Origin of the sequence: Streptomyces sp. NPDC090798, from assembly GCF_044768965.1 — a bacterium.
Taxonomy (GTDB): domain Bacteria; phylum Actinomycetota; class Actinomycetes; order Streptomycetales; family Streptomycetaceae; genus Streptomyces.
In genome coordinates this window covers 98,901-124,062 of record NZ_JBIVXA010000013.1, presented here as the reverse complement: position 1 = coordinate 124,062, position 25,162 = coordinate 98,901, and the positions used below count along the sequence as shown (strand labels likewise).

Sequence of the window (25,162 nt, the reverse complement as noted above, 5' to 3'; positions counted from 1 at the left end):
ACGACGTTTCCACCACGTTTCGCACAACGGATACGCTCCCACCGTGGCTGATATCCAGATCCCCGCTGACATCAAGCCCGCCGACGGACGTTTCGGCGCGGGCCCCTCCAAGGTACGCACGGAGGCGCTGGACGCGCTGGCCGCGACCGGTACCTCCCTGCTCGGCACCTCCCACCGCCAGGCCCCGGTCAAGAACCTGGTCGGCAAGGTCCGCGAGGGCGTGCGCGACCTGTTCTCGCTCCCCGACGGCTACGAGGTCGTCCTCGGCAACGGCGGCTCCACCGCCTTCTGGGACGTCGCGACCCATGGCCTGATCGACAACAAGTCCCAGCACCTCACCTTCGGCGAGTTCAGCTCCAAGTTCGCGAAGGCCGCCAAGCTCGCCCCGTGGCTCGCCGAGCCCACCGTCATCTCCTCCGACCCGGGCACGCACCCCGAGCCGACGGCCGAGGCGGGCGTGGACGTCTACGCCTACACCCACAACGAGACCTCCACCGGCGTCGCCGCCCCCCTCAAGCGCGTCAACGGCGCCGACGAGGGTTCCCTCGTTCTGGTGGACGCCACCTCCGGCGCCGGCGGCCTCCCGGTCGACATCACCGAGACGGACGTCTACTACTTCGCCCCGCAGAAGTCCTTCGCCTCCGACGGCGGCCTGTGGATCGGCGTCTTCTCCCCCGCCGCCATCGAGCGCGCCGAACGCATCCACGCGTCCGGCCGCCACGTCCCGGAGTTCTTCAGCCTCCCGACGGCGATCGACAACTCCCGCAAGAACCAGACGTACAACACCCCGGCCCTCGCCACCCTGTTCCTGCTCAACGAGCAGCTGGAGTGGATCAACGGCCAGGGCGGTCTGGAGTGGTCCACGGGCCGTACGAAGGACTCCTCGACCCGCCTCTACACCTGGGCCGAGGAGAGCAAGTACGCGACCCCGTTCGTCGCCGACCCCGCCAAGCGCTCGCAGGTCATCGGCACGGTCGACTTCGCCGACGAGATCGACGCCGCCGCCGTCGCCAAGGTCCTGCGTGCCAACGGCATCGTCGACACCGAGCCCTACCGCAAGCTCGGCCGCAACCAGCTCCGTGTCGCGATGTTCCCGGCGATCGCCCCGGCGGACGTCGAGGCGTTGACGAAGTGCATCGACTACGTGATCGAAAAGCTGTAACAGCTACGGCGAGGAAGGGCGCCCGGTGCTCGGACGAGCACCGGGCGCCCTTTTCTCATACGACCGCGCACGTGACCGCTGTGCGCGGCGTTCACGCCATGGGGCGACTACGACTTGCGCAACAACCTCCGCAGCCCGAACCCCGCCGCCAGCACCGCGGCGACGGCGAGCGCCCCCTTGGCGCCGGAGCTCATGCCGCCACCCCCACCGGCCGACGCCGACCCCCCGCCCTCCGAAGGGGACTTGGAGCCGGACCCGCCCCCGGGCACCGAACCGGGCTGGACCGGACTGTCCTTGCCCTCGCTGCCGTACATGAGCTTGGAACCGTCGGGGGTGTACGTGACCGACTCCCCCTGCCGCTGGAGCGGTACGTTCAACCGCCCCTGCCGCTTGAGCTTCCCGTCGTTCCAGTCGTACGCGATCCCGCCGAAGTAACCGCGTACGACGAGCTGTTGACCGTCGGGCGAGAAGGCGCCGTCGGTGACCCAGAGGTCGATGGTGGCGACGGGCCGGAAAATGTTGGTGCCCGACGTGGAGAGCCGGGCGGGACCCTCGTACAGGTGGCCGCCGTCCTCGTTCTTGTCGGCGATGTAGACCCGTCCGGTCTTCGGATGGACCATCAGCGCCTCGGCGTTACGGGGCCCGTCCGCGTACTTCACGACGTACTGCGTGGCCCGGATCGTCTGGTCCTTGAGCACCTTCGGCTCGGGCAGCTTGTAGATCCACACGTAGGACCACTTGCCGCCGAGGTTGTCGCCGATGTCGCCGACGTAGAGGTCGCCGTCGGGCCCGAGGGAGATGGCCTCGACGTCACGCGGAGCACCCACCCCCTTCATGGTGATGGTGGCGACGGTCTCGCCGGTCCTGCTGTCGACGGCGTAGAGGTACGGACCGTCGTCGCTGTCGTTGTGGGTCCAGTAGATGCCGGGGTGGAGGTGCGAGGCGGCGAGCCCGCTCGACTCGGTGATCCGGGAATCCTTGATCGTGAACCCCCCGTCCCCGTCGGCGGCGAGGGCCGGCGCCGGCAGAGCAAGGACGAGGACGGCGGCGGCGGAGGCTGCTCCGGCGAGGAACGAGGGCGATCGGCGCATGGCCCAAGCCTGCCATCCCGGCGCCGCGGGGACGCGGGCGCGCCCGCGGGGAGCCGACGCCCCCGGCGTGTCCATCCTCACACCTCACACCCCACACGGCGCTTACTGATCGCCCGCCCGATCCTCCATGATGAGCGGATGCTCAGGTTCATGCCCGTCGGCGACTCCATGACGATCGGAAGCGCGGGCGAACACACATGGCGTTACCGAATGTGGCAGCACCTGCGCGCGACGTACGGGGGCCCGTTCCGGATCGTCGGCCCGCGCGAGACGCTGTACGACAAGGCGACGGAGTCCCCCGACTCGCACGAGTACGCGGACCCGGACTTCCCGCGCGGCCACCTCGCGGGCTGGGGCGAGGGCTGGCAGCACATGGTGCCCCTGATCGGTGAGGCGGTCCGCACCCAGCGGGCGGACGTGCTCCTGGTCTCCCTCGGCCTGATCGACCTGGGCTTCTACACGAACGCCGTACAGACTGCGGCGAACGCCCGCGCCTTCGTCGCTCAGGCGCGTGCGGCGAACCCGCGCGTCCACCTGGTCCTCCTCCCGGTCATACCGAACGTCCGGGCCGAGTCCGACGCGCCCTTCGCAGCCGAGGTCGCCGCCTTCAACGAACTCCTGGCGAAGGCCGTGGCCGACCTGGACGAATCCCGCTCCCCCGTCCTCCTCGCCTCCCCGCCCCCCGCCTACGACTTCCACCACGACACGTACGACGGCACGCATCCGAACGCCGCCGGCGAGCACAAGATCGCGGAGGCCTTCGCGGAGGCGATGTACCAGGCCTGGGACCTGGGCGAGTCCTACTCGGCCTGACGAGGTCGAGGTGAGGCACGCCCCGACGAAACCCGGTCACCGTGCGTATCGTTGTACCGCGCGGCTGTACTCGTGCGTGGGGCAGCCGGGGAGGAGCGCCACGATGACCGTCCTTGAAGACAGGATCGAGATGGCCGACGCCAACACCAAGCGCTTGGACGAATGGTTCCAGCGGCTTGAGCGTATGCCCGTCCCCGAAGGATTCAGGGTCGAGATCGTCGGGGGCACCGTTCATATGACGCCGCAGCGTGACACCCACTGGGAGATCATCCGCAGGATTGTGCGGTCCGTCGAAGACAGGTTCGGGATGGACGTCAAAGTCCTCTCGGACGTCCGCATCGACTTCCCGGGCCACGAGAACGGCTTCTGCCCTGACGTGGCCAAACTCAGCGACTCCGCCGAGAAGGACGAAGAGGGCCGCTGGCATTACAAGAACGTCGAGTTCGTCGCCGAGGTCATCTCGCAGAGTACGGGTTCCAACGACTACGGCCCCAAAAAGACCGCGTACGCACTCGCGGAGGTCCCCGTCTACCTCGTCGCCGACCCCTACCAGGGCAGGTGCCACCTCTTCACCCAGCCCAAAGATGGCGAGTACGTCAGTGAGTTGTCCGTCGCCTTCGGGGTGGACATCGACCTGACCGCCACTCCCGTCGGCCTCACCCTCAAGACAGACGAGTTTCCCCGCGACTGAGGGCCCGTCCCGCACACCTCCCTTGCCTAGAGCGCACTCCACGTCGTTGGCTAGGGACTCATGAAGTACACGCAGCTCGGACGCACGGGACTCAAGGTCAGCCGACTCGTCCTCGGCACCATGAACTTCGGTCCGCAGACCGACGAAGCCGACAGCCACGCCATCATGGACGCGGCGCTGGACGCAGGGATCAACTACTTCGACACCGCGAACGTGTACGGCTGGGGCGAGAACAAGGGCCGTACGGAAGAGATCATCGGGAACTGGTTCGCGAAGGGCGGCGAACGGCGCGACAAGGTCGTGCTCGCCACCAAGGTGTACGGGAACATGGCCGCCGACGGCGACGCCTGGCCCAACCACGACAAGCTGTCGGCCCTCAACATCCGACGGGCCGTGGACGCCTCTCTCAAGCGGCTCCAGACCGACTACATCGACGTCTACCAGTTCCACCACATCGACCGCCGCACTCCCTTCGAGGAGATCTGGCAGGCCGTCGACGTACTGGTGCAGCAGGGCAAGATCCTCTACGTGGGGTCCAGCAACTTCCCCGGCTACAAGATCGCCCAGGCCAACGAGATCGCCGCCCGGCGCCACGGCACCATCGGTCTCGTCAGCGAGCAGTGCCTCTACAACCTCGCCGAACGGCGCGCGGAGATGGAGGTCATCCCGGCCGCGCAGGAGTACGGCCTCGGGGTCATCCCCTGGTCGCCGCTGCAGGGCGGGCTGCTCGGCGGCGTCATCAGGAAGGAGGTCAAGGGCGGACGCAGGGCGAGCGGCCGGGCCGCCGACTCCCTCGCCAACACCACCATCCGCGCGCAGGTCCAGTCGTACGAGGATCTGCTCGACAAGCACGGGATCGAGCCCGGCGAGGCCGCCCTGGCCTGGCTGCTGACCCGACCCGGCGTCACCGGCCCCATCGTCGGCCCCCGTACCGCCGCACAGCTCGACTCGGCGCTGCGCGCGGTCGAGCTCGAGCTGTCGGACGAGCTGCTGACCGGCCTGGACGAGATCTTCCCGGGCCCGGGCCCGTCCCCGGAGGCCTTCGCCTGGTAGCGCTCCCCAGGGGGCGCCCGCCAGGGCGCCCCCTCAAGGGGTGCGAGGAACTGCGCGACCGGCCACGACCTGCCCGCGGCACGACCTGCCCGCAGGCGGACGAACGGCGCGGTATTCCGCCGGCCGATCCAGCGGCGGAGCGGTCCGGTCGGCTCTACTTGACCGCCGCCGCCAGCGCCACCACGACGAACATCAGCACGAGCACACCGGCCATGATTTGGTTTCGGGTCTTCGGGTTCACGCCATCGAGGTTAACCGGCCGCCCCCGGGGGCCTTCAGCCGCCCGCCCCGTCCAGCGGCCAGCGCGCCACCGTCTCGTAGCGCGGCTGTTCCCCCGTCACTCCTGACCTCGGCAGATTGCTGCGTACGAGACACAGTTCCCGGGCCGTCCAGTCCCGCCCGGCGAAGGCGTCCAGGACGGCGACGTACGGGGCGAAGTCCGCGGTGTCCCGGCTGCGCGCCAGCGTCAGGTGCGGGCGGTAACGACGGTGCTCGCCCGTCTCGAGGCCCGCCTTGCGCGCCGCCGCCTCCGCCCGGTCGGCCAGCAGCCGCATCGTGGGGACGTCTCCCGACACCCCGGTCCACAGCGCCCGGCCCCCGAAGTGGCCGCCGCCGTGGAGGGCGAGGGGGAAGGAGTGGGTGCGGTGGGCCGCGCGGCCCAGGCGGTCCGACAGGGGCTCGACGAGTTCCTCCGCCACCTCGCCGTAGAAGGCGAGGGTGAAGTGCCAGCCGGGGCGGCCCGTCCAGCGCAGTCCGTCCGCGCCCGGCAGGCGGTGCAACTCGTCCACCACCGTGCCGAGTTCACGCACCGCGGCCTCCGGTGGCAGCACGGCGGCAAAGAGTCTCATGCACAGCAGCCTTCCAGGGAACGGATCACCGGGCCACCTTCGTCCACGATGAATTCGCACGCGCCGCAGCCGAGCCGTCCCCGGTCCGGCTGCGGGCGCCCGGACAGCCGTACGGCCGTCGCCCGGGTATCCGTACGGCCGTCGTCACACCGCTGTGGCCAGCTGTTCCTGCTGCTCCCCGGCTTCCTTCGGCACGAAGCTGACCTGCGGGTGGCCGCGATGCCAGCCCACCGACAGGCGCAGCCCGCCGACGCGGGCCAGAACCAGGCCGACGGTGGTCGCGGCGACCGCCGAGACCAGGCCGCCCAGGGCGAAGCCGACGCGCGGACCGTAGGCGTCGGTGACCCAGCCGACCAGGGGCGCCCCCAGGGGCGTACCGCCCATGAAGACCATCATGAACAGCGCCATCACCCGGCCCCGCATGGCCGGGTCGGTGCCCATCTGGACCGCGGTGTTCGCCGTGACGTTGACGGTGAGGCCGAAGATCCCGATCGGGACCATGAGCAGGGCGAAGAGCCAGAAGGACGGGGCCAGGGCCGCCACCACTTCCAGGACGCCGAAGGCCAGGGCCGCCGCGATCAGGATGCGCAGTCTCGCCGTGCCGCGGCGGGCGGCGAGCAGCGCGCCGGCCACCGAGCCGACCGCCATCAGCGTGTTGAAGAGGCTGTACCCGCCGGCGCCCGCGTGGAAGATGTCGTCCGCGTACGCCGAGAGCCAGACCGGGAAGTTGAAGCCGAACGTGCCGATGAAGCCGACGAGGACGATCGGCCAGATCAGCTCGGGGTGGCCGGCGACATAGCGCAGGCCCTCGCGGAGCTGGCCCTTGCCGCGCGGCGCCCGCTCGACCGGGTGCAGGTCGCGGCCGCGCATCAGGAGCAGGCCGACGATGGGCGCCACGAAGGACAGGCCGTTGAAGAGGAACGCCCAGCCCGTGCCCACGCCGGTGATCAGGACGCCCGCGACGGCGGGGCCGACCAGGCGGGCGGACTGGAAGTTGGCGGAGTTGAGGCTGACCGCGTTCTGCAGCTGGCCCGGGCCGACCATCTCGGAGACGAAGGACTGGCGGGCCGGGTTGTCGACGACCGTGGCGAGGCCGACGGCGAAGGCCGCCAGGTAGACGTGCCAGACCTGGACGTGGCCGGAGAGGGTCAGGAAGGCGAGCGCGAGGCCGGTGACGCCCATGGCGGTCTGGGTGGCCAGCAGGGTGGGGCGCTTGGGGAGGCGGTCGACGAGGACGCCGCCGTACAGCCCGAAGAGCAGCATCGGCAGGAACTGCAGCGCGGTGGTGATGCCGACCGCGGCGGAGGAGCCGGTGAGACTCAGGACCAGCCAGTCCTGGGCGATGCGCTGCATCCAGGTGCCGGTGTTGGAGACGACCTGGCCGAGGAAGAAGAGCCGGTAGTTCCTGATCCTCAGCGAGCTGAACATCGAAGAGCGGGGGGAACGCGGGGAACTCTCGGGGGCGGGCGGGGAGTCGGGGCTGGCTGGTCCGGGGGCGGAAGGTATTCCGGATCCCGTACTCAAAGGGATTCGCCTCCTGGCGTGGGACGTCGTTGCACGCGGGCGCGGCCGCGTCTGTCACGGTGAGGTTCGGGCACGGCGGAGCGTGCGGGGCAGTGCGCACAGCCCGTCACGGCGTGCCCCTGGCGGTGCGTGGGACACCGTGGCCGGCGCACATCCGGCGGTCTGCCGTACGCGGCTGCGACCGCCGCGCGGCGCCCGCGCCGAAGGCGCGCCTGTCGCGGGTGCGCCCCAGCCGGGTGTGCGCCCCTGTCACAGTTGCGCGAGCTTTTCGAGGACGGGCGCGGCCTCGCGGACCTTCGCCCACTCGTCCTCGTCGAGGGCCTCGACCAGTCCGGCAAGGAACGCGTTGCGCTTGCGGCGGCTCTCCTCGAGCATCGCCTCGGCCTTGTCGGTCTGGGTGACGACCTTCTGGCGCCGGTCCTCGGGGTGCGGCTCCAGTCTGACCAGGCCCTTGGCTTCCAGCAGCGCGACGATGCGGGTCATCGACGGCGGCTGCACATGCTCCTTACGGGCGAGCTCGCCGGGCGTGGCGGTGCCACAGCGGGCGAGGGTGCCGAGCACCGACATCTCGGTCGGGCTCAGCGACTCGTCGACCCGCTGGTGCTTGAGTCGACGCGACAGCCGCATTACTGCGGAGCGCAGGGCGTTCACGGCGGCAGCGTCGTCGCCATGGGTGAGGTCAGCCATGTCTTTAGGATAACTCATTACTCTCGCTAAAGAGCCACAGGATGCCCGTGACACGGGCCACTGAACCTTTACATCACCCATATGAGTGAGTCGCCTCCAGAAAGTGACCCCTCGTCCACCCGACGCCCGCGACCCTCGACTGCATGGGGACCAGCGTGCTCAGCCTGCGGATAGACGGGGAGCTGCTCGACCGGCTCCGGATACATGCCGCGCGACGTGGAATCAGCGTTCAGGACTACGTGCTCCAGACGCTCGCCCGGGACGACTTCGACGAACGTTTCAAGGCAGCTGTCGAAGAGACCAGGAAGTTCTACGGCGTGGGGTAGGGCACCGCCGAGTTCCGGCTCGTCGAAGTCATCGCGAGTCCAACCGCCCACTGGCCAAGCGGCCGGTGTCCGCTCGTGGTGTCGAGCGAGACCAGGTTGACCAGCTCAAGTCATCCGCGAATGGAGGTGCCATGGATGACTACGTTTCATACGGGTGAGAAGACCCACCCCGCCGTGCGCGCCTGGCCAGAATTCTCGGACAGGCCAGGGCACCACTGCGGGACTCGGCCGCGATGAACGCCACTCAGAGGCAACTCGCCAAACCTGGACCATGAACAAGGCGACGCCATCGTGCGCATCTCTGCGCAGGTACTCGTTGTCACAGCCACCGGACGTGGCTCATATGCTCACACCCGACCTGATAAATATGGCTTCCCGCGCTTGAATCTCACCCGGATCAAACGGCATTACGGCTACCAGACCGGCGACCTCGTACGGGCAACCGTTCCGTCCGGCAAACGAGCCGGAACATATACGGGCCGGGTCGCTGTCCGATCCAGTGGCAGCTTCAACGTCACCACTGCGCAGGGGACCGTTCAAGGCATCCGCCATAGGCGTATCCGCCTGCTCCAGCGAGCAGACGGATACGCCTATACGGTGAAACCCGAGGCTACGTCAGCCCCAGGGCCGGCATCAGGTAGTAGAAGGCGAACACCGCCGAGACGACGTACATCGCGACCGGGATCTCCCGGGCGCGGCCGGCGGCCAGGCGCAGTACCACGAAGGTGATGAAGCCCATGCCGATGCCGTTCGTGATCGAGTAGGTGAACGGCATCATCATCATCGTCACGAAGGCCGGGATGGCGATCGTGTAGTCCGCCCAGTCGATCTCCTTGACCGAGTGGGACATGATCAGGAAGCCGACCGCGATGAGCGCGGGCGTGGCGGCCTGGGACGGGACCATCGTGGCGACCGGGGTGAGGAACAGCGCCACGGCGAAGAGCGCACCGGTGACGACGTTCGCGAAGCCGGTGCGGGCGCCCTCGCCGACGCCCGCCGTGGACTCCACGAAGCAGGTGGTGGCGGAGGAGGAGGTCGCGCCGCCCGCGGCGACCGCGATGCCGTCGACGAAGAGGACCTTGTTGATGCCGGGCATGTTGCCCTGCGCGTCGGTCAGCTTGGCCTCGTCGCTGATGCCCATGATCGTGCCCATCGCGTCGAAGAAGGTCGACAGCAGCACGGTGAACACGAAGAGGATGCCGGTCAGCACGCCGACCTTGTCGAAGCCACCGAAGAGACTGACCTTGCCGACGAGCCCGAAGTCCGGGGTGGCGACCGGGTTGCCCGGCCACTTCGGGGTGGTCAGACCCCAGGACGGGATCTTGGCGACGGCGTTGATGATCACCGCGACGACCGTCATCGTGACGATCGAGATCAGGATCGCGCCGGGCACCTTGCGCACCATCAGCGCAAGGGTGAACAGCGTGCCGAGGATGAAGACCAGGACGGGCCAGCCGTTGAGGTGGCCGTCGGCGCCGAGCTGGAGCGGCACGGTCGTCTGCGCGATGTCCGGGATGCGCGTGACGAAGCCGGAGTCGACCAGGCCGATCAGCATGATGAACAGGCCGATACCGATCGCGATGCCCTTGCGCAGGCCCAGGGGCACGGCGCTCATGACGCGCTCACGCAGACCGGTGGCGACAAGGAGCATCACGATGAAACCGGCCAGCACGACCATGCCCATGGCGTCCGGCCAGGACATCCGCGGGGCGAGCTGGAGGGCGACGACCGTGTTCACGCCGAGGCCCGCGGCCAGCGCGATCGGCACGTTGCCGATGACGCCCATGAGCAGCGTGGTGAAGGCCGCGGTCAGGGCGGTCGCGGTGACCAGCTGGCCGTTGTCCAGGTGGTGCCCGTACATGTCCTTCGCGCTGCCCAGGATGATCGGGTTCAGCACGATGATGTAGGCCATCGCGAAGAAGGTGGCCAGACCGCCGCGGATCTCGCGGGGCAGGGAGCTGCCGCGCTCGGAGATCTTGAAGTAGCGGTCCAGCGCGCCCTGCGCGGGGCCGGGCCCCGGCTGGTCCGGGGCGGGGGCCTTGGTGGTGGCCGAGGTGGACATGGGTGACCTCATACGTGCGGGGCCTTGCGGGCCAGGACTGGCGCCGGGCGGGGACGGCGCCGGGCTGGGGGAAACATGATCGAGTCTGGCCGCTGCGCGATCACCAACAGGTTTCCCAGATGTTTCTGTTGGTGTTTCGTACGAACAGAAGGAGCCAGACTCAGACCGTTTCAGTATGAACATATGAGTCCGAAATCGCTATCTCCGCGCGTAGACCGTTGGTATACAAGGGGCTCACGGGCCCGGCGGAGCCGGCACGGACGGCCTCGTAAGCTGTGTCCATGGCGAAGTGGACCCCCAAGCACGAGGCGCCGGAGCCCCTGGAGGGCCCCGTCGTCGCCACCATCACGGGCGGCACGATCCTCTGGTTCGTCCTCTTCGTGGCGCAGCTGCCGTTCTACGGCTGGTTCGACGACCACGGGCACCTGTGGTGGCTGTGGACCTGCCTGGCCGGCGCGGGCCTCGGCCTGATCGGCATCTGGTACGTCCGCGGGCGCGACGCCGCCCTCAAGAGGGCCGCCGCGGAAGCGGAGCGGTCCTCGTCCGCCACTACGGAGTAACCGCCCTCCGCCACCGCGGAACAACCCTCTTCCAGCACTGCGGAGCAACCCCCCTGCGGTACCGCGGAGCAACCCTCCGCTGCCGCGGATCAGCCGGCTCCCCCTACAACCACGGCATCACTCACCGCCGCTCCGGTCCTCCGCTGGTCGGATCTTTGGGGCACTCGGCGGGTGAAGCCGTATTTCCGCACGTACCGTCGAATGCATGACGCACATCGACGCGGGCGCCGAACTCGACCCTGTTCACCCCGTGCCCCTGCCCGCCCCCAAACGGGCCCCGGGGCTGTCCGCCGCCGAAGTGGCCGAACGGGTCGCCCGCGGCGAGGTGAACGACGTCCCCGTGCGCAGCAGCCGCTCCATGGGCGAGATCGTCCGCGCCAACGTCTTCACCCGGTTCAACGCGATCATCGGTGTGCTCTGGCTGATCATGCTGTTCGTGGCGCCGTTCCAGGACAGCCTGTTCGGGTACGTGATCATCGCCAACACCGGGATCGGCATCATCCAGGAGTGGCGGGCCAAGAAGACCCTGGACTCCCTCGCGGTGATCGGCGAGGCGAAGCCGACGGTCCGCAGGGACGGGGTCGCGGGCGAGGTCAGCACGTCGGAGATCGTGCTGGGCGACATGATCGAGATCGGGCCCGGGGACAAGATCGTCGTGGACGGCTCGTGCGTCGAGGCCGACGGTCTGGAGATCGACGAGTCACTGCTCACCGGTGAGGCGGACCCGGTGGTCAAGCACCCCGGCGACGCGGTGATGTCGGGCAGCTTCGTGGTCGCGGGCGGCGGCGCGTTCACCGCGACGAAGGTGGGGCGGGAGGCGTACGCGGCACAGCTCGCCGAGGAGGCGTCCCGCTTCACGCTGGTCCACTCCGAGCTGCGCAGCGGTATCTCCACGATCCTCAAGTACGTGACGTGGATGATGATCCCGACCGCGATCGGTCTGGTCATCAGCCAGCTCGTGGTCAAGCAGCACGGCTTCAAGGACTCCATCGCCCGTACGGTCGGCGGGATCGTCCCGATGGTCCCCGAGGGCCTGGTCCTGCTCACCTCCGTGGCCTTCGCGATCGGCGTCATCCGGCTTGGCCGGAAACAGTGCCTCGTGCAGGAACTTCCCGCCATCGAGGGCCTCGCCCGCATCGACACCGTCTGCCTCGACAAGACCGGCACCCTCACCGAGGGCGGCATGGACGTCACCGAGCTGCGGCCGATCCAGGGCGCCGACGAGACGTACATACGCAAGGCCCTCGGGGCGCTCGGCGAGTCCGACCCGCGCCCCAACGCCTCCCTCCAGGCGATCATCAACTCCTACCCGGACAGCGAGGACTGGCGCTGCACCGAGTCGCTGCCGTTCTCCTCGGCCCGCAAGTACAGCGGGGCGTCCTTCAGCGAGGGCAACGGAGAGTCGAGTACGTGGCTGCTCGGCGCCCCCGACGTGCTGCTGCCCGACGGGGACCCGGCGCTCGCCGAGACCGGGCGGCTGAACGAGGACGGGCTGCGGGTGCTGCTGCTCGCCAAGGCCTCGAAGGACCTCGACGACCCCAAGGTGACGGAGGGCGCCCGGCCCACCGCCCTGGTGGTCCTGGAGCAGCGGCTGCGCCCGGACGCGGCGGACACCCTGCGCTACTTCGCCGAACAGGACGTCAAGGCGAAGGTCATCTCCGGCGACAACGCGGTCTCGGTGGGCGCGGTGGCCGGGAAGCTCGGCCTGAGCGGCGATGTCGTGGACGCGCGCCACCTTCCCGACGAGAAGGAGGAGATGGCTAAGTCGCTGGACAAGGGCACGGTGTTCGGACGGGTCACCCCGCAGCAGAAGCGGGACATGGTGGGCGCGCTCCAGTCGCGCGGTCACACGGTCGCGATGACGGGCGACGGCGTGAACGACGTGCTCGCCCTGAAGGACGCCGACATCGGCGTGTCCATGGGCTCGGGCTCGGAGGCGACCCGGGCGGTGGCCCAGATCGTGCTGCTCAACAACAGCTTCTCGACGCTGCCCTCGGTGGTCGCGGAGGGCCGCCGGGTCATCGGCAACATCACCCGCGTCGCGACCCTCTTCCTGGTGAAGACGGTCTACTCGGTGCTGCTGGCCATCCTGGTGGTGTGCTGGCGGGTCGAATACCCCTTCCTGCCCCGGCACCTGACCCTGCTGTCCACCCTGACCATCGGCATCCCGGCGTTCTTCCTCGCGCTCGCCCCCAACACGGAGCGGGCGAGACCGCACTTCGTCCAGCGGGTCATGCGGTACGCGATCCCCGGGGGCGTCGTCGCTGCCGTCGCCACCTTCATCACTTACCTGGTGGCCCGTCACCACTACACCGGGCCCGGCGAGTTGGACGCGGAGACCAGCGCCGCCACGCTGACGCTGTTCCTGATCTCGATGTGGGTGCTGGCGATCATCGCCCGCCCGTACACCTGGTGGCGCATCGCCCTGGTGGCCTCGATGGGCCTGGCGTTCCTCGTCGTACTGATCGTGCCGTGGCTCCAGCACTTCTTCGCTCTGAAGCTGGTGGGCGTGCAGATGCCGTGGATCGCGGTGGGCATCTCGGTGGCGGCGGCGGCCACTCTGGAGTTCCTGTGGAGATGGGTGGACCGCCGGTTCCCGGCGTAACCTTGCCGTCCGTCCCACCACGCGGAAAGTGATGCCATGCGGTTCGTTGTCGCCCGCTACAAGAAAGACGCGGACTCTCCGGATTCGGTCACGGAGCTGTCCACCGTCGACGTGAACGCCGTGTCGGCGATGCTGGGAGTTCCGGCCGCCGAACTCACCGACGTTTATCCCTTGGAGAAGCCCCACGGGAGTGAATTGCGGCGCCTTACGGGAGTCGGCCTCGACCTCGACCACTACGAGTATTTTCTTGAGGTCCTGGCCGACTGAGGGTCGACGCACACCGGGAAGAGCAAAGGCCGGGTGCCGCCCGTCAACGGGGCGGCACCCGGCCTTCGTGTCGCGGCTCGCGCGCGTCAGCGCACGTCGATGTAGTCACCCGCGGCGCTGACGGCCGGGGTGGTCGAGGTGCCCGCGAAGCTGTAGCGGTAGTAACCGTCGACGGACGCCGTGGTGGTCGTCTTCAGGTTGCCGTAGCCATCCGTCTTGATCGTCTTGATCGTGGTGTAGGTGGTGCCGCCCTTCTTGCGGAACTGCAGCTTCACGGACTGGCCGGTGTAGCCCGCGTACTTGTTCGTCTCCCAGTTGGCGCGGGTCAGCTTGCCCGTGACCGTGATGGTCTTGCCCTTCTTCACGGGCTCCGGGGAGGCGTTGACCGTCAACTTGGAGTAGCGCTGCACGTTCGGGGAGGTGAAGCCGCCCTTCTCGGCGACTCCGACCTTGGTGATGTCGAAGCTGGAGCTGCTCGGGTCCTGACCGTTGAGCGCGATGGCCAGGCCGGCGGCCTTCCAGGCACCGGCGTCCGAGTTGATGAGGTCGCCCTCGGCCGGGTAGATGTCGATGTTGCCCTTGCAGGAAGCGGCGGTCGACGAGGTGACGGTGCACTTCGCGGCGTCGACGCCGAAGAGCATGTTGTCCGGGTCGCTGAAGGCGCCCTTGTAGATGTAGGGGCCGGTCTGGAAGTCGGCGGCCGTGATGTCGACGTCGGCGCCGTGGGTCAGGGTGTACGTGACCGGAACGGCGACATGGTTGGTGGTACCGACCGCGATGGCCTTGCCGCTGTTCACCTTGAGGTTGGAGAAGGTGACGTCGAGGGCGTAGGGCTCGGCGTCAGCGGCGGTGGTGGCACTGAACGCGGTCCTGCCGGACGCAGAGTGCGCGGCTTCCAGGACCTTGGCGACGTCCGCGCGGTAAGAGGAGGCGGAGTCGGCGGCGTGCGCGGCCGGCACGACGAACGCGGAGAGGGCCAGGGCGCCGGAAACGGCAGCCACAGTGGCTCGAATGCGCATGCGATCCCCAAGTGGAGAAAGGGGCCCCGCCGGTGGTCGTTCCTCACGGCTCGTCGTCACTCGGGGCCCAAGTGATGTGGAGTCTCTTGACTCGGATGATCAGATCCGTGACAGGAGCGAATGGTTGTACGAGTGATGAAAAATTTGTGCCCACATGGCCAGAGACCACGTCCCGCGGCGCGCCGGGTCCTCCCGACTGCGCCGCGGGACGGTGATGGACCGTCTTACTGCACGTCGACGTAGTCACCCGTGGCGTTGACCGCCGGGGTGGTCGAGGTGCCCACGAAGGAGTAACGGAAGGTGCCGTCGACGGACGCCGTGACCGTCGTCTTCAGCGCACCGGTGGTGGACGTCTTGATCGTCTTGACCGTGGTGTAGGCGGTCGCGCCCTTCTTCTTGAACTGCAGCTTCACCGACTGAGTGCCATAACCGGAGTACTTGGCGGCGTCCCAGTTGGCACGGGTCAGGGCACCCGTAACCGTGATGGTCTTGCCCTTCTTCACCGGCTCCGGCGCGGCGTTGACCGTCAGCTTCGACAGGCGCTGCACCTGGAAGCCCTTGGCGTTGTCCTTCTGGACGTAGTCGGCGTCCTTGCCCGTGGCGACCGCCCAGACCTTCCAGCCGCCGGCCACGGAGTTGATCAGGTTATAGGCCGGCTTCATGTCGAAGGTCGACTTGCAGGTCGACGTCGTGGCGTTGACCTTGGTGCAGGTGGCACGGCCGTCGCTGCTGTTGGCGACGGCACCGCTGTCGGCCGCGTCGATGTTCGCGCCGTGGTACAGGATCGCCTGCGCCCAGTCGACGCCCGAGGCGTCCTTGACGGTGAAGCTGACGGTGATGGTCTTCTTCGCGGTCGCGCCGACGACGACCGGCTTGCCGCCGTTCACCACGACGTTCGAGATCGCGGTGTCTCCGTGGACCTCGTCGGCCTGCGCGGCAGGCACGGCGAAAGCGGAGAGGGCCAGGGCGCCGGTGACAACGCCGAGGGTGGCACGCATGCGCATGTGTTCCCCAGGTCGAGAAGGGGCCCCGACGCTCCTCGTTCCACAGCTCGCGGTCACGTACGGGGCCCAAATGATCATGGAGTCTGTTGACTCGGGTGATCAGATCCGCGACGAGAGCGAATGGTTGTACGGGTGATGGAAACTTCGTGCGGGTATGACGAAGGTCACAACACGGGCCCGCCGGAGGGGAGTCGGACGACCGCGCACGCCCTCCGACGGGCTCGCACCCAGCGCCCTCGACGGGCCCGCAGCCAGCTCCCCTCCGACGGGCCCGTACCCCGGGCTCAGTCGAACCAGCGGTCCCGGGCCAGTTCCTCCGTGCGGGACGGGTCCTCCAGCAGGGCCGCGACCTCGAAGCGGCGCGGCCACTGTCCGGCCGCCCAGGCGAGGCCGGCCGCCACGCCCTCCACGGTGGCGGCGTGCAGCACCCCGTCCCGCGTGCGGCGCCAGTCCAGTTCGGTGCCGTCGACGACGAGTTCCTCGTGTTCGACGTACGAGGTGGGGGTCGAGGGACCCAGCAGGACCCGTACGGACTCCGGTACGTCGTGCTCGGTGCCCTCCGAGGTCACCTCGCCGGTCACCGACTCGCTGAGCCGCCGCACCTGGAAGAGCTCGGCGAGATCGGCGGCGCGCGTGGGCCGTACGGGGAGCAGCGGCATACCGCCGGTGAAGGGCAGCAGGTCGGGCGAGTCGACGACCACGGCGTCGGCGGCGTCCACGACGACCACCTCGCCGTCCACCACGGCCCGCAACTCGTCCGGCAGGGTCACCTGTTCGGGTTCGAGGTCGGCCAAGGCCCCGTAGAGGGCGTGGAGTTGTGACCCGGAGACCTCGCGGGCGGGGTCGGCCAGCCGGTCGAGGAGTTCGGCGGCGCCGCCGGGCTCGCCCAGGAGGGCGGCCACGGACGTGCGTACGCCCAGGGCTCGCAGGACCTGCTCGTCGTCGAAACCGGTGGCGTCGGCGGCGTCGTACAGGCCGTGCAGGAGGGGGTCGCCGCCCTCCGCCCGCAGACCGGCCGGGCGACGGCCGTCGAGGACGGGGTGGTCGCGCAGCCACCAGGCCGTGTACGGCCGGACGATCTCGTGCGTGCCGTCCGGGAGGAGGATCCGCACCGGCTGGGTGAGCGCGTCCCGCAGGGGCGGCCGGGAGAGCAGGGCGAGTGCCTGCGGCCAGCGGTCGTCGTCGACCAGGTCCAGGTCCCGTACGGCGACGATCTCCGTGGCGACCGGCGGCACCGGCGTGTCGGGCAGCCGGTCGAGGACGTCCTCGCACCACACGTCGACGGCGTCCAGCAGACCCGCGTCGTCGGGTTCGGCGAAGTCCGAGTCGCGGGGCTCCAGTTCGTCCGGGTCGAGGACGACGTCGGTGGTGCGCACGAGGGTGAAGTTGGCGAGCACACCACAGGCCGCGAGCGGCTGTTCGCCCCAGCGGTCGGCCAGCTCGCCGTCGACGAAGGCGAGTTCGTCCTCGCGCATGACCTGCGCGAAGGGGCTGCCGGGCAGTACGAGCTCGCCCGCGGGGAGGAGTTCGCCCTCCTCGTCGGGCAGGGCGAGGGCGCCGAGCCAGGGTTCGTCGCCGGGTTCGAGGGCGGCGTCGCGGACGAGGGCGAGGACGAGGTCCGCCAACTCCTCGGTGTCCGGGGTCTCCTGGTCCCAGGCCGCCCCCTCGTCATCGAGGGAGGCGGCGACGGCGGCACGCACCTGCGGGGTGGTGAGGACGGCGCGGGGGGTGGCCGGGAGGGCGCCCAGCTTCTCCAGGAGGGGGTGGGCGGCGTCCGGGTGGGCGACCTTGAGGCCGAGGCGGGCCAGCGTGTCGGGGGCGGCGTGCTGGGCGCCGCCGTCGGGGTCGGGCAGCAGGACCTGGCGGGGGCCGATGGTCGTACGGCCGTCGGCAAGCGGTACGGGCAGGCCGGAGAGCCGGTCCGGGTCGACGCCGGCGAGGCTGTCGTAGAGCCGCCACCACCAGCCCGGGTCCTTCTCCAGGCCGGCCAGCCGGTCCACGGCCTCGGTGAGCGGGACGCGGGCGACCCCCAGCGTCCGCAGCTCCACCCGGCGTTCCAGCCCGGCGGGCAGCAGGCTGGGGATCACCTCGGCGAGGACGCGGACGGTGTCGGCACCGGCGCCCTCGACGACCTCCGCGTCGCGCGGCCGGAGGGCGTCCGGGTTCTCCACGATCTCCGCGAGACCGATCCCGGCCCCGGTCCCGCCGTCGCTCTCGGGCCAGTCCGCCGGAGTGTCCTGGTCCTTGGCCCGCGGGACGGCGGGCGGCAGGAAGGCGGTACGCGGCAGCCGGTCCAGGATCGCCTGGCGCAGGGTGCCGTCCAGCTCGCCCTTGCCGAGCGGGCCGGGCACGAGGTCGATGATCCCGGCGTCCACCGGGCGCCAGGCGGCGAGGAGTTCGGCGTAGGCGTCCGCGGCGCGCTCCACCAGGAACTCGGTGAGCGGGCCCGGCGCGGCGTGGCGCCGGGTGGTGTCGAGCGGGAGGGAGGCGATGAGGAGGGCCGGCACGCCGAGGGGTTCGTCGCTGGGCGTGGGCGCGTGCACGACGGGGCTGGTACGGGGCCGGGCGGGCGTGCCGTCCGCGCCCACCGGGACGGCCCAGGTCACGGACCAGTGCGGGCGCAGGCGCTCCTCCACCGGGCGGTCGGCGAGGAGGGCGGGGTCGAGGGGACCGTGGTGGGAGACGGTGCGGTAGGGCGTGGTGCCGTGGCGGGAGTCCTCGATGGTGACGCCGTGCTCGTCGCCGCGGCGCCGCAGCGTGCGTACGTCCTCGCCGCCCTCCCCGAGCTCGACGATCACTTCCTCCAGGCCCGGGAGGGCGAGCAGGAGGGCGTCGTCGACGTTCTGCAGGAGGCGCTCGGCGAGGCCCTCGGCGGCGGGGTCGCGCAGCGGGAGGATCACGACGGTGTCGTACGGGTCGGGGGCGGTGCCCTCGGCCGCGAACGGCAGCCGGAGCAGCGGCACATGGCCGTCGCGCCGACGGATCTCATCGCCCAGCCCCGGGCTGTGGCGGGCGGTGTCCGCCGCCAGTTCGCGGGCCTCGGCGAGGGACCAGCGCACGCCGCCGTGCCGGCCGACCACGGCGGGCTCGTCGGTCACCGCGAGGACGGCCGCGAAGCCGACGCCGAAGCGGCCGACGGCGGTGTCGTGCGCGTCCCGCTTCGCGGAGGCGCGGAGGGTGGCGAGCGATTCGACGCCGGCCGCGTCGAGGGGGGCGCCGGTGTTGGCCGCGAGGAGTACTCCGTCGCGGAGGGTGAGGCGGAGACGGCCGGGGACGCCGGCGCGGGCTGCCGCGTCGGCGGCGTTCTGGGCGAGCTCGACGACGAGCCGGTCCCGGTAGCCGCCGAGGACGAGGTCCTCTTCGGCGTTGGCGTCCTCGCGGAACCGGGCCGGGCTGGTGGCCCAGGCGTCCTGCACGCCGCGGCGCAGGCGGGCCGTGCCGAACGGGTCCGCGCCCTCGGCTGCCGGCCGCACGAACTTGCTCACGGTTCACTCTCCCTCTCGCTTCACGCGATCGCGAGCGCTGGGCTCGGCCGCCGCACGAAGGTACCGCGCGGCGGAAGGGGTTCCGGCCCGGCCCACGGTGCGTGCGAGCCACCGCGGGCCTCTGAACCGGGGCTACGCCCCGGATCCCCGCCCGCAGATCTCCTGTCTACGGGCCGGTGACGGCTGGTCGCGCGGTTCCCCGCGCCCCTGAAAACCCCGAGGCACCCGGCCTTCCAGGGCCCGCACCTCCGCCCCCCCCCGATTCGTTTGGCTGCGGGCCCGGTGGGGGCTGGTCGCGCAGTTCCCCGCGCCCCTGAAGGGGCGCTCGCGCATCTTCAGCCCGTCCGGCGTTTGAGGACGAGGCCGTCAGGCGATGCGGGGGTCCAGGGGGCGGCAGCCCCCGGCGGGGTCGAAGGGGCGCAGCCCCTGGGATGGGACGGGTAGGGGCGGCGGGGGCGAGGGGACCTACGAGTGGCCCAGTTCCGCTGCGGTTTCGTCGGGGGTGAGGGAGACCGAACCGGAGTCCGGGGAGGGGCGGAGCGGGAAGGGGTCGACCTGGGTCTCGTCGATGACCGGAGGGGCCGGCCGGGGAGTTTTGGGCATGACCGCGGCCTCGGAGTGACCGCCACAGCCGTAGGAGAGGGAGACGACACGCCCGTCCGCCGGAGAGAACTCGTTGGCGCACACGCCGAACGCCTGCCCGAGCGAGCCCCCGATGGGATTCAGGAAGCCGCAGCTGACGCAGGACGCGGGGGCGGCCTGGGCCATCGCCGTCTTGGGGCCGTACGACTCCTCCCAGCGGTCGGCCGCGACATGCAGGCCGTACCGGGAGAGGACACGGGCCCGGCGCAGGCCGAGTTCCTCCGCGACGGCCGCGATCGAGCCGCGGCGCGGAGCGACCGGCAGGTGCGCGGGGGTGCCGGCGGTGACCTCGGCGTCCTCCGCCTCGACCAGTTCCGCCATGTCCTGGGAGACCGCGGAGTTCGGCGCGGGCTCGTCCTCCCCGGAGAAACCGGGCTCAAGACGGAGGTCCTCGGCGTCGGTGGGCAGCAGGTCGCCGGGGCCCATGTCCCCGGGGCGCAGCCGCTCGCTCCACGGCACCCACTCGGGGGCGAGCAGGGAGTCGGGGCCGGGCAGCAGCACCGTCTCGTCGAGGGTGACGACCTTCGCGCGGGAGGCACGGGTGACGGTCACGGCCCAGCGCCAGCCGCGGTACCCGAACTCCTTGCACTCGAAGTAGTGCGTGACAACGCGGTCCCCCTCGGAGACCAGTCCCACGTGCTCGCCGACGACGCCGGGGGCGGCGGCCTCCTCGGCGGCGGTACGCGCGAGGTCGACGGCCTCGGCGCACAGGCGGTCAGGGGTGCGGCTTCGCGTTGTCGCTGCGCTCACAGGTATCGCTTCTCTCCTACGCCGTCTCACGGGTGCGCCATTCCTCGGCGGGAGTGCGGACGGAGCGGACCGGTGGGCCGCGTCGACGTCCACGCCCGATCGCACTCGGGCGCACCTACGTCATCCATTCTGCGGGATGACCGAGAGGCGCGCGGCCGAGAACAACCGCCGCAGGCGCGCTACGCACGCTACCTTCTCCTGAGCCCTGGGCCCACACCGGCGGGGCTCTTCCGCACTCCGCGCCGGGTTTCCGGACCGCTCCGAGGCAGTGTTTTCCCACCCCACACCCCCTCTCGTACGGATCGAAAAGAACCTCGCACAACTGTCGCGGTCGGCCGGAAAACGCTCCTCGCCCCCGCCCCGGTCCGGTTCGGCACCCCGACACGCGACCCGCGTGCGGCCCGTCACCAGCCCACTCGGCCGCTATACGCGTGGTAACCGCACTACGTTCGCACTTCTCGGGGCACTATTGCGGGGTGGCAGCCGCGAGGTCGCCCCAGGGAGCCGCCGGTGTCGGCGCTGCCAAGGGCGGCACCAGAAGTGGCGGATCGGGCCGGATGACCGGTTCCGTCCGCGCGGTGGGCCGTGCCCTGCACTTCCCGGTGACCGGAACGGCGCGCGGGATCCGCAAGGCGACGCACGCGCACGGGGCGGGCGAATCCGGGCTCGGGAAACTGATCGAGCTGCACGCGGTGAACGGCGCCGGCGATGTCATGATCACCGTCGCGCTCGCCTCCACCGTCTTCTTCTCGGTGCCCACCGACGAGGCGCGCGGGCGCGTCGCTCTCTACCTCGCCATCACCATGGCGCCCTTCACCGTCCTCGCCCCGGTGATCGGCCCGCTCCTGGACCGTCTCCCGCACGGCCGCCGGGCCGCGATGGCGGGCGCCATGTTCGCGCGGGCCCTGCTCGCGCTGCTGCTGTCGGGCGCGGTCGTGACCGGCAGCCTGGAGCTGTATCCCGCCGCGCTGGGCGTGCTGGTCGCGTCCAGGTCGTACGGGGTCGTACGCAGTGCCGTGGTGCCGCGGCTGTTGCCACCCCGGTTCTCCCTGGTGAAGGCGAACTCCCGGGTCACCCTGGGCGGCCTCCTGGCCACCGGTGCCGCCGCGCCGATCGGGGCGGGGTTGCAGGCCCTCGGCCCGCGCTATCCGCTCTACGGTGCCTTCGTCATCTTCATCGCGGGCACGTTCCTGTCGTTCACGCTGCCTCCCAAGGTCGACTCGGCCAAGGGCGAGGACCGGGCGCTGCTCATCGCGGACGAGGAGCATCTGCACGGACCGCAGCTCATCAGGGACAAGCTGCGGCGGCCGGGCCTGCGCACCGTCGGTACGGCCGTCACCCACGCCCTCGGCGCCAACGCCGCCCTGCGCTGTCTCTCCGGCTTCCTGATCTTCTTCCTCGCCTTCCTGCTCCGCGAGCACCCGCTCACCGGCGAGAGCGCGGCCGTCTCGCTCGGGATAGTGGGCGTCTCGGCGGGCGCGGGCAACGCGCTCGGCACGGCGGTCGGGGCCTGGCTGAAATCGCGCGCCCCGGAGATCATCATCGTGACGGTCGTCGCGGGTGTGCTGGGGGCCGCGATCACCGCCGCCATATTCTTCGGGGCCTTCCTGGTGGCCTGTCTGACGGCGGTCGCGGGGTTCTCTCAGGCGCTCGCCAAGCTCTCCCTGGACGCGCTGATCCAGCGGGACGTGCCGGAACTCGTCCGTACGTCGGCGTTCGCGCGCTCGGAGACGCTGTTGCAGGTGGCCTGGGTGTTCGGCGGCGCGATCGGCATCGTGCTGCCCCTCAACGGCACGCTCGGCCTGTCCGTGGCCGCCGCGATCGTCGCCGTCGGATGGCTGACCACCGTGCGGGGGCTGCTCGGCGCGGCGCGGCACGAGGGCCCGGTGCGGTCACGCGTGGCCTGAGGGCGGCACGCCGTACCCCACGTGGGGGGAGCGGTGGACGTGCCCGATAGCCTTCGGCCATGACCTCCCTGCCCCGCGGCAGAGCCGCCAATGGACATCGCCGTCGCGCCGTTGCCGCTCTCGGCGCCGTTTCCGCCGGACTTCTCGTCCTGTCCGCCTGTGACAAGCCGACGCCGCTGGCCACCATCACGGTCGGCAAGAACTCCGTGAGCTCCGAGACCGCCTGCTACAACGACGGCAAGGCGGTGAAGACCGCGGACCTGGCCAAGTGCCTCAAGGGCACGGACATCAAGTCCATCAAGGTCGACCCCGACGAGACCGTCCGGTTCGGTGTGGACCCGAAGATCGCCGACAACGGCTGGACGATCCTGATGAACGGTCAGCCGCTGACCGACTCCAGCAAGAAGACGTACCGCACGATCCCGGGCAGCGTGTTCTTCAACGCGCAGTACGGCGCGAGCGGCAACTCCACGCTGGTCTCCATCAAGGAGGGCGACAAGACCGTGACCGGGCTGTGGTCCTTCAAGCTCAAGAAGGACGCCTGATCGCTGCCGCTGGGCTGAAGGTGCTGGTGGCCACCGCCGTTCCCGTGGAGAGGGACGCGGTGGCCGGGGCGTTCACTGCCGCCGGCCGTTCGCTGCGGCTGCCCGGGACGACCCTGGAGCGGCTGTCCCCGGCCTCCCGCGACAGCGCTGAAGCCCGCGTGACCCTCGATCTGCTGGCCGCCGGGGTGGGGCCCGCTCCGGCCGCGTCGTCCACCGCGGGCGCGCTCACCGCGGCCGCCCTGGACGGCGCCCCCTACGACCTCGTCGTCTCCACCGGCATCGGGGGCGGTTTTCAGCCTGAGGCCCCGGTGGGATCCCTCGTCGTCGCCGACGAGATCACCGTGGCGGACCTGGGCGCCGAGACCGCGGACGGGTTCCTGCCGGTCACCGAGCTCGGGTTCGGGACCGTCAGCCACCGTCCGCCACCATCACTCGTACGAGACGTCGTGTCGGCCACGGGTGGACGCGCCGGAACCGTACTGACCGTGTCCACCGTGACCGGCAGCGCCGAGCGCGCCGCCGAGCTGCGGGCCCGCCACCCGCGCGCCCTCGCCGAGGCCATGGAGGGCTTCGGGGTGGCCGAGGCGGCCGCCGCGCACGGTGTGCCCGTCCTGGAGATGCGCGCGGTCTCCAACCCCGTCGGCCCGCGCGACCGCGCCGCCTGGCGCATCGGCGAGGCTCTCGCGGCCCTCACCGAGGCGTTCGGGAAGCTCGCGCCCGTCCTGGAGAGTTGGAACCCACATGACCCAGACCACCAGCCCTGACAAGACGCTGCAGATCGCGTACTCGCCCTGCCCGAACGACACCTTCGTCTTCGACGCCTGGGCCCACGGCCGCGTCCCGGGCGCGCCCGCGCTCGACGTGACCTTCGCGGACATCGACATCACCAACGGCATGGCCGAGCGCGGCGAGTTCGACGTGCTGAAGGTGTCCTACGCCGTCCTGCCGTACGTCCTCGACGAGTACGCGCTGCTGCCGTGCGGGGGCGCGCTGGGCCGGGGCTGCGGGCCCCTGGTCCTCACCAGCGAACCGGACGCGGACCTCACCGGGCGCACGGTCGCCGTGCCGAGCGAGCGGTCGACCGCCTACCTGCTCTTCCGCCTCTGGGCCGCGGACACCGTTCCCGGCGGGGTCGGCGAGATCGTCGTCATGCCCTTCCACGAGATCATGCCGGCGGTACGGGACGGGAAGGTCGACGCCGGACTCGTCATCCACGAGGCCCGTTTCACCTACCAGAACTACGGGCTGCACAAGCTCGCCGACATGGGCGAGCACTGGGAGCGCACCACCGCACTGCCCATCCCCCTCGGCGCGATCATCGCCAAGCGGTCGCTGGGCGAGGAGCGTCTGAAGGGCCTCGCCGACGCCGCCCGCGCCTCGGTCCGCGCCGCCTGGGACGACCCGGAGGCCTCCCGCCCCTACGTCCTCGAACACGCGCAGGAGATGGACCCGGCCGTCGCCGACCAGCACATCGGCCTGTACGTCAACGAGTTCACCGCCGACCTCGGAGAGGACGGCTACGCCGCGATCCGGGGCCTGCTCACCCGCGCCGCCGCCGAAGGACTGGTCCCGGCGCTCGGACCCCACGCCCTGTCATTCCCCTGATCCCCGGCCGACGGCATGGACGGGGCCGAGGGGCTGATCACGCCCCTCGGCCCGCATACGCTTCCGGCGCTTCCGTCCGTCCGCGGGGGCTATACGTCGAGTTGGTCGGCGACCGCTCGCAGGAGGCCCGCGATCTTCTTGCCGGAGGCCTTCTCGGGGTAGCGGCCCTTCTCCAGCATCGGCGTGATGTTCTCGAGAAGGGTCGTCAGATCCTGCACGATGGAGGCCAGTTCGTCCGGCTTACGGCGCTGGGCGGCCGCGACGGAGGGGGTCGGGTCCAGGATGGTCACCGAAAGCGCCTGGTCACCGCGCTGGCCGGCGACGACGCCGAACTCCACGCGCTGGCCGGGCTTGAGCACATCTACTCCGGCGGGCAGGACCGAGGAATGAACGAAGACGTCGCCGCCGTCGTCGCGGGAGAGAAAGCCGAAGCCCTTCTCGCTGTTGAACCACTTGACCTTGCCGGTAGGCACGTCTGTCCTCGTCCTCGTACTCGTCGGAAACTGCTCTGAAAAC

The 25,162-nt window shown here is 70.4% G+C and carries 22 protein-coding genes; 12 read left to right on the top strand and 10 right to left on the bottom strand.

Going from position 1 to position 25,162, the window contains the following annotated elements:
- Positions 1-43 precede the first annotated feature (43 nt).
- Positions 44-1,162: a phosphoserine transaminase gene (gene serC, locus ACIQTP_RS27560; RefSeq protein ID WP_403404401.1), complete on the top strand. Its 1,119-nt coding sequence runs from the start codon at positions 44-46 to the stop codon at positions 1,160-1,162.
- 107 nt (positions 1,163-1,269) lie between these two features.
- Here serC and ACIQTP_RS27555 read toward each other — a convergent pair whose 3' ends face one another.
- Positions 1,270-2,253 carry a WD40 repeat domain-containing protein gene (locus tag ACIQTP_RS27555; protein ID WP_403404398.1) on the bottom strand — a complete coding sequence of 328 codons (984 nt, stop codon included), beginning with the start codon at positions 2,251-2,253 and terminating at the stop codon, positions 1,270-1,272.
- Positions 2,254-2,391: 138 nt separating this feature from the next.
- Between ACIQTP_RS27555 and ACIQTP_RS27550 the strand changes: the two genes are divergently transcribed.
- The 3 genes from ACIQTP_RS27550 to ACIQTP_RS27540 all read left to right on the top strand — a co-directional run bounded on the left by ACIQTP_RS27550 (position 2,392) and on the right by ACIQTP_RS27540 (position 4,810).
- Positions 2,392-3,066, top strand: coding sequence for an SGNH/GDSL hydrolase family protein (locus ACIQTP_RS27550; RefSeq protein ID WP_403404395.1), 675 nt, complete (start codon positions 2,392-2,394; stop codon positions 3,064-3,066).
- 103 nt (positions 3,067-3,169) lie between these two features.
- Complete coding sequence (locus ACIQTP_RS27545; RefSeq protein ID WP_403404392.1) at positions 3,170-3,757, top strand: Uma2 family endonuclease; 588 nt, start codon at positions 3,170-3,172, stop codon at positions 3,755-3,757.
- A gap of 60 nt (positions 3,758-3,817) precedes the next feature.
- Entirely contained in the window at positions 3,818-4,810 is a 993-nt protein-coding gene (locus tag ACIQTP_RS27540) for an aldo/keto reductase (protein WP_403404389.1), read from the top strand.
- A gap of 275 nt (positions 4,811-5,085) precedes the next feature.
- On the opposite strand, the gene thpR is transcribed toward ACIQTP_RS27540, so the two are convergent.
- From thpR to ACIQTP_RS27525, 3 genes are all read right to left on the bottom strand, one after another.
- A complete protein-coding gene (gene thpR / locus ACIQTP_RS27535) occupies positions 5,086-5,658 on the bottom strand; it encodes an RNA 2',3'-cyclic phosphodiesterase (RefSeq protein ID WP_403404387.1) in 573 nt (190 codons plus the stop codon).
- A 144-nt stretch (positions 5,659-5,802) separates the two neighbouring features.
- Positions 5,803-7,086: an MFS transporter gene (locus ACIQTP_RS27530; RefSeq protein ID WP_403404383.1), complete on the bottom strand. Its 1,284-nt coding sequence runs from the start codon at positions 7,084-7,086 to the stop codon at positions 5,803-5,805.
- A 345-nt stretch (positions 7,087-7,431) separates the two neighbouring features.
- Positions 7,432-7,869 carry a MarR family winged helix-turn-helix transcriptional regulator gene (locus ACIQTP_RS27525; RefSeq protein WP_054235179.1) on the bottom strand — a complete coding sequence of 146 codons (438 nt, stop codon included), beginning with the start codon at positions 7,867-7,869 and terminating at the stop codon, positions 7,432-7,434.
- A gap of 143 nt (positions 7,870-8,012) precedes the next feature.
- Between ACIQTP_RS27525 and ACIQTP_RS27520 the strand changes: the two genes are divergently transcribed.
- The gene (locus ACIQTP_RS27520) at positions 8,013-8,195 is read left to right on the top strand and encodes a ribbon-helix-helix protein, CopG family (RefSeq protein WP_329367041.1); all 183 of its coding nucleotides are present in this window, start codon (positions 8,013-8,015) and stop codon (positions 8,193-8,195) included.
- Positions 8,196-8,805: 610 nt separating this feature from the next.
- On the opposite strand, the gene ACIQTP_RS27515 is transcribed toward ACIQTP_RS27520, so the two are convergent.
- The gene (locus ACIQTP_RS27515) at positions 8,806-10,257 is read right to left on the bottom strand and encodes an NCS2 family permease (RefSeq protein WP_403404379.1); all 1,452 of its coding nucleotides are present in this window, start codon (positions 10,255-10,257) and stop codon (positions 8,806-8,808) included.
- Between the two features lie 281 nt (positions 10,258-10,538).
- Between ACIQTP_RS27515 and ACIQTP_RS27510 the strand changes: the two genes are divergently transcribed.
- From ACIQTP_RS27510 to ACIQTP_RS27500, 3 genes are all read left to right on the top strand, one after another.
- A complete protein-coding gene (locus ACIQTP_RS27510) occupies positions 10,539-10,817 on the top strand; it encodes a DUF2530 domain-containing protein (RefSeq protein WP_403404376.1) in 279 nt (92 codons plus the stop codon).
- A 205-nt stretch (positions 10,818-11,022) separates the two neighbouring features.
- Positions 11,023-13,422: a cation-translocating P-type ATPase gene (locus ACIQTP_RS27505; RefSeq protein ID WP_403404373.1), complete on the top strand. Its 2,400-nt coding sequence runs from the start codon at positions 11,023-11,025 to the stop codon at positions 13,420-13,422.
- 36 nt (positions 13,423-13,458) lie between these two features.
- Positions 13,459-13,689, top strand: a complete 231-nt coding sequence (locus ACIQTP_RS27500; RefSeq protein WP_403404372.1) for a hypothetical protein — start codon at positions 13,459-13,461, stop codon at positions 13,687-13,689.
- Positions 13,690-13,775: 86 nt separating this feature from the next.
- Here the strand turns inward: ACIQTP_RS27500 and ACIQTP_RS27495 are convergent, their stop codons facing one another.
- From ACIQTP_RS27495 to ACIQTP_RS27480, 4 genes are all read right to left on the bottom strand, one after another.
- Positions 13,776-14,708, bottom strand: coding sequence for a hypothetical protein (locus ACIQTP_RS27495; protein ID WP_403404369.1), 933 nt, complete (start codon positions 14,706-14,708; stop codon positions 13,776-13,778).
- Between the two features lie 224 nt (positions 14,709-14,932).
- Positions 14,933-15,712, bottom strand: a complete 780-nt coding sequence (locus tag ACIQTP_RS27490; RefSeq protein WP_403404366.1) for a calcium-binding protein — start codon at positions 15,710-15,712, stop codon at positions 14,933-14,935.
- 284 nt (positions 15,713-15,996) lie between these two features.
- On the bottom strand, positions 15,997-19,197 hold the full coding sequence (locus ACIQTP_RS27485) for a sacsin N-terminal ATP-binding-like domain-containing protein (RefSeq protein ID WP_403404363.1): 3,201 nt from the start codon (positions 19,195-19,197) through the stop codon (positions 15,997-15,999).
- A gap of 465 nt (positions 19,198-19,662) precedes the next feature.
- Entirely contained in the window at positions 19,663-20,589 is a 927-nt protein-coding gene (locus ACIQTP_RS27480; protein WP_403404360.1) for a DUF3027 domain-containing protein, read from the bottom strand.
- A 476-nt stretch (positions 20,590-21,065) separates the two neighbouring features.
- On the opposite strand from ACIQTP_RS27480, the gene ACIQTP_RS27475 reads away from it, so the two are divergent.
- From ACIQTP_RS27475 to ACIQTP_RS27460, 4 genes are read left to right on the top strand one after another with little or no spacing between them, the layout of a single operon-like run.
- A complete protein-coding gene (locus ACIQTP_RS27475) occupies positions 21,066-22,496 on the top strand; it encodes an MFS transporter (protein WP_403404357.1) in 1,431 nt (476 codons plus the stop codon).
- A gap of 59 nt (positions 22,497-22,555) precedes the next feature.
- Entirely contained in the window at positions 22,556-23,041 is a 486-nt protein-coding gene (locus tag ACIQTP_RS27470) for a DUF2771 domain-containing protein (protein ID WP_403404354.1), read from the top strand.
- 26 nt (positions 23,042-23,067) lie between these two features.
- The gene (locus ACIQTP_RS27465) at positions 23,068-23,805 is read left to right on the top strand and encodes a futalosine hydrolase (RefSeq protein WP_403404351.1); all 738 of its coding nucleotides are present in this window, start codon (positions 23,068-23,070) and stop codon (positions 23,803-23,805) included.
- Entirely contained in the window at positions 23,783-24,646 is an 864-nt protein-coding gene (locus ACIQTP_RS27460; protein WP_403404348.1) for a 1,4-dihydroxy-6-naphthoate synthase, read from the top strand. The genes ACIQTP_RS27465 and ACIQTP_RS27460 overlap by 23 nt, the downstream gene beginning before the upstream one ends.
- Before the next feature lie 89 nt (positions 24,647-24,735).
- On the opposite strand, the gene ACIQTP_RS27455 is transcribed toward ACIQTP_RS27460, so the two are convergent.
- The gene (locus tag ACIQTP_RS27455; RefSeq protein WP_054235168.1) at positions 24,736-25,119 is read right to left on the bottom strand and encodes a cold-shock protein; all 384 of its coding nucleotides are present in this window, start codon (positions 25,117-25,119) and stop codon (positions 24,736-24,738) included.
- Positions 25,120-25,162: the final 43 nt, after the last annotated feature.

Bases quoted from the DNA above. Each gene is read 5' to 3' on its own strand.
- ACIQTP_RS27460 (WP_403404348.1), top strand. From the start codon at position 23,783: ATGACCCAGACCACCAGCCCTGACAAGACGCTGCAGATCGCGTACTCG.
- ACIQTP_RS27490 (WP_403404366.1), bottom strand. From the start codon at position 15,712: ATGCGCATGCGTGCCACCCTCGGCGTTGTCACCGGCGCCCTGGCCCTC.
- ACIQTP_RS27525 (WP_054235179.1), bottom strand. From the start codon at position 7,869: ATGGCTGACCTCACCCATGGCGACGACGCTGCCGCCGTGAACGCCCTG.
- ACIQTP_RS27550 (WP_403404395.1), top strand. From the start codon at position 2,392: ATGCTCAGGTTCATGCCCGTCGGCGACTCCATGACGATCGGAAGCGCG.
- ACIQTP_RS27470 (WP_403404354.1), top strand. From the start codon at position 22,556: ATGACCTCCCTGCCCCGCGGCAGAGCCGCCAATGGACATCGCCGTCGC.
- ACIQTP_RS27530 (WP_403404383.1), bottom strand. From the start codon at position 7,086: ATGTTCAGCTCGCTGAGGATCAGGAACTACCGGCTCTTCTTCCTCGGC.
- ACIQTP_RS27515 (WP_403404379.1), bottom strand. From the start codon at position 10,257: ATGTCCACCTCGGCCACCACCAAGGCCCCCGCCCCGGACCAGCCGGGG.
- ACIQTP_RS27500 (WP_403404372.1), top strand. From the start codon at position 13,459: ATGCGGTTCGTTGTCGCCCGCTACAAGAAAGACGCGGACTCTCCGGAT.
- ACIQTP_RS27545 (WP_403404392.1), top strand. From the start codon at position 3,170: ATGACCGTCCTTGAAGACAGGATCGAGATGGCCGACGCCAACACCAAG.
- ACIQTP_RS27555 (WP_403404398.1), bottom strand. From the start codon at position 2,253: ATGCGCCGATCGCCCTCGTTCCTCGCCGGAGCAGCCTCCGCCGCCGCC.
- ACIQTP_RS27510 (WP_403404376.1), top strand. From the start codon at position 10,539: ATGGCGAAGTGGACCCCCAAGCACGAGGCGCCGGAGCCCCTGGAGGGC.
- ACIQTP_RS27520 (WP_329367041.1), top strand. From the start codon at position 8,013: ATGGGGACCAGCGTGCTCAGCCTGCGGATAGACGGGGAGCTGCTCGAC.
- ACIQTP_RS27540 (WP_403404389.1), top strand. From the start codon at position 3,818: ATGAAGTACACGCAGCTCGGACGCACGGGACTCAAGGTCAGCCGACTC.
- ACIQTP_RS27495 (WP_403404369.1), bottom strand. From the start codon at position 14,708: ATGCGCATTCGAGCCACTGTGGCTGCCGTTTCCGGCGCCCTGGCCCTC.
- thpR (WP_403404387.1), bottom strand. From the start codon at position 5,658: ATGAGACTCTTTGCCGCCGTGCTGCCACCGGAGGCCGCGGTGCGTGAA.
- ACIQTP_RS27505 (WP_403404373.1), top strand. From the start codon at position 11,023: ATGACGCACATCGACGCGGGCGCCGAACTCGACCCTGTTCACCCCGTG.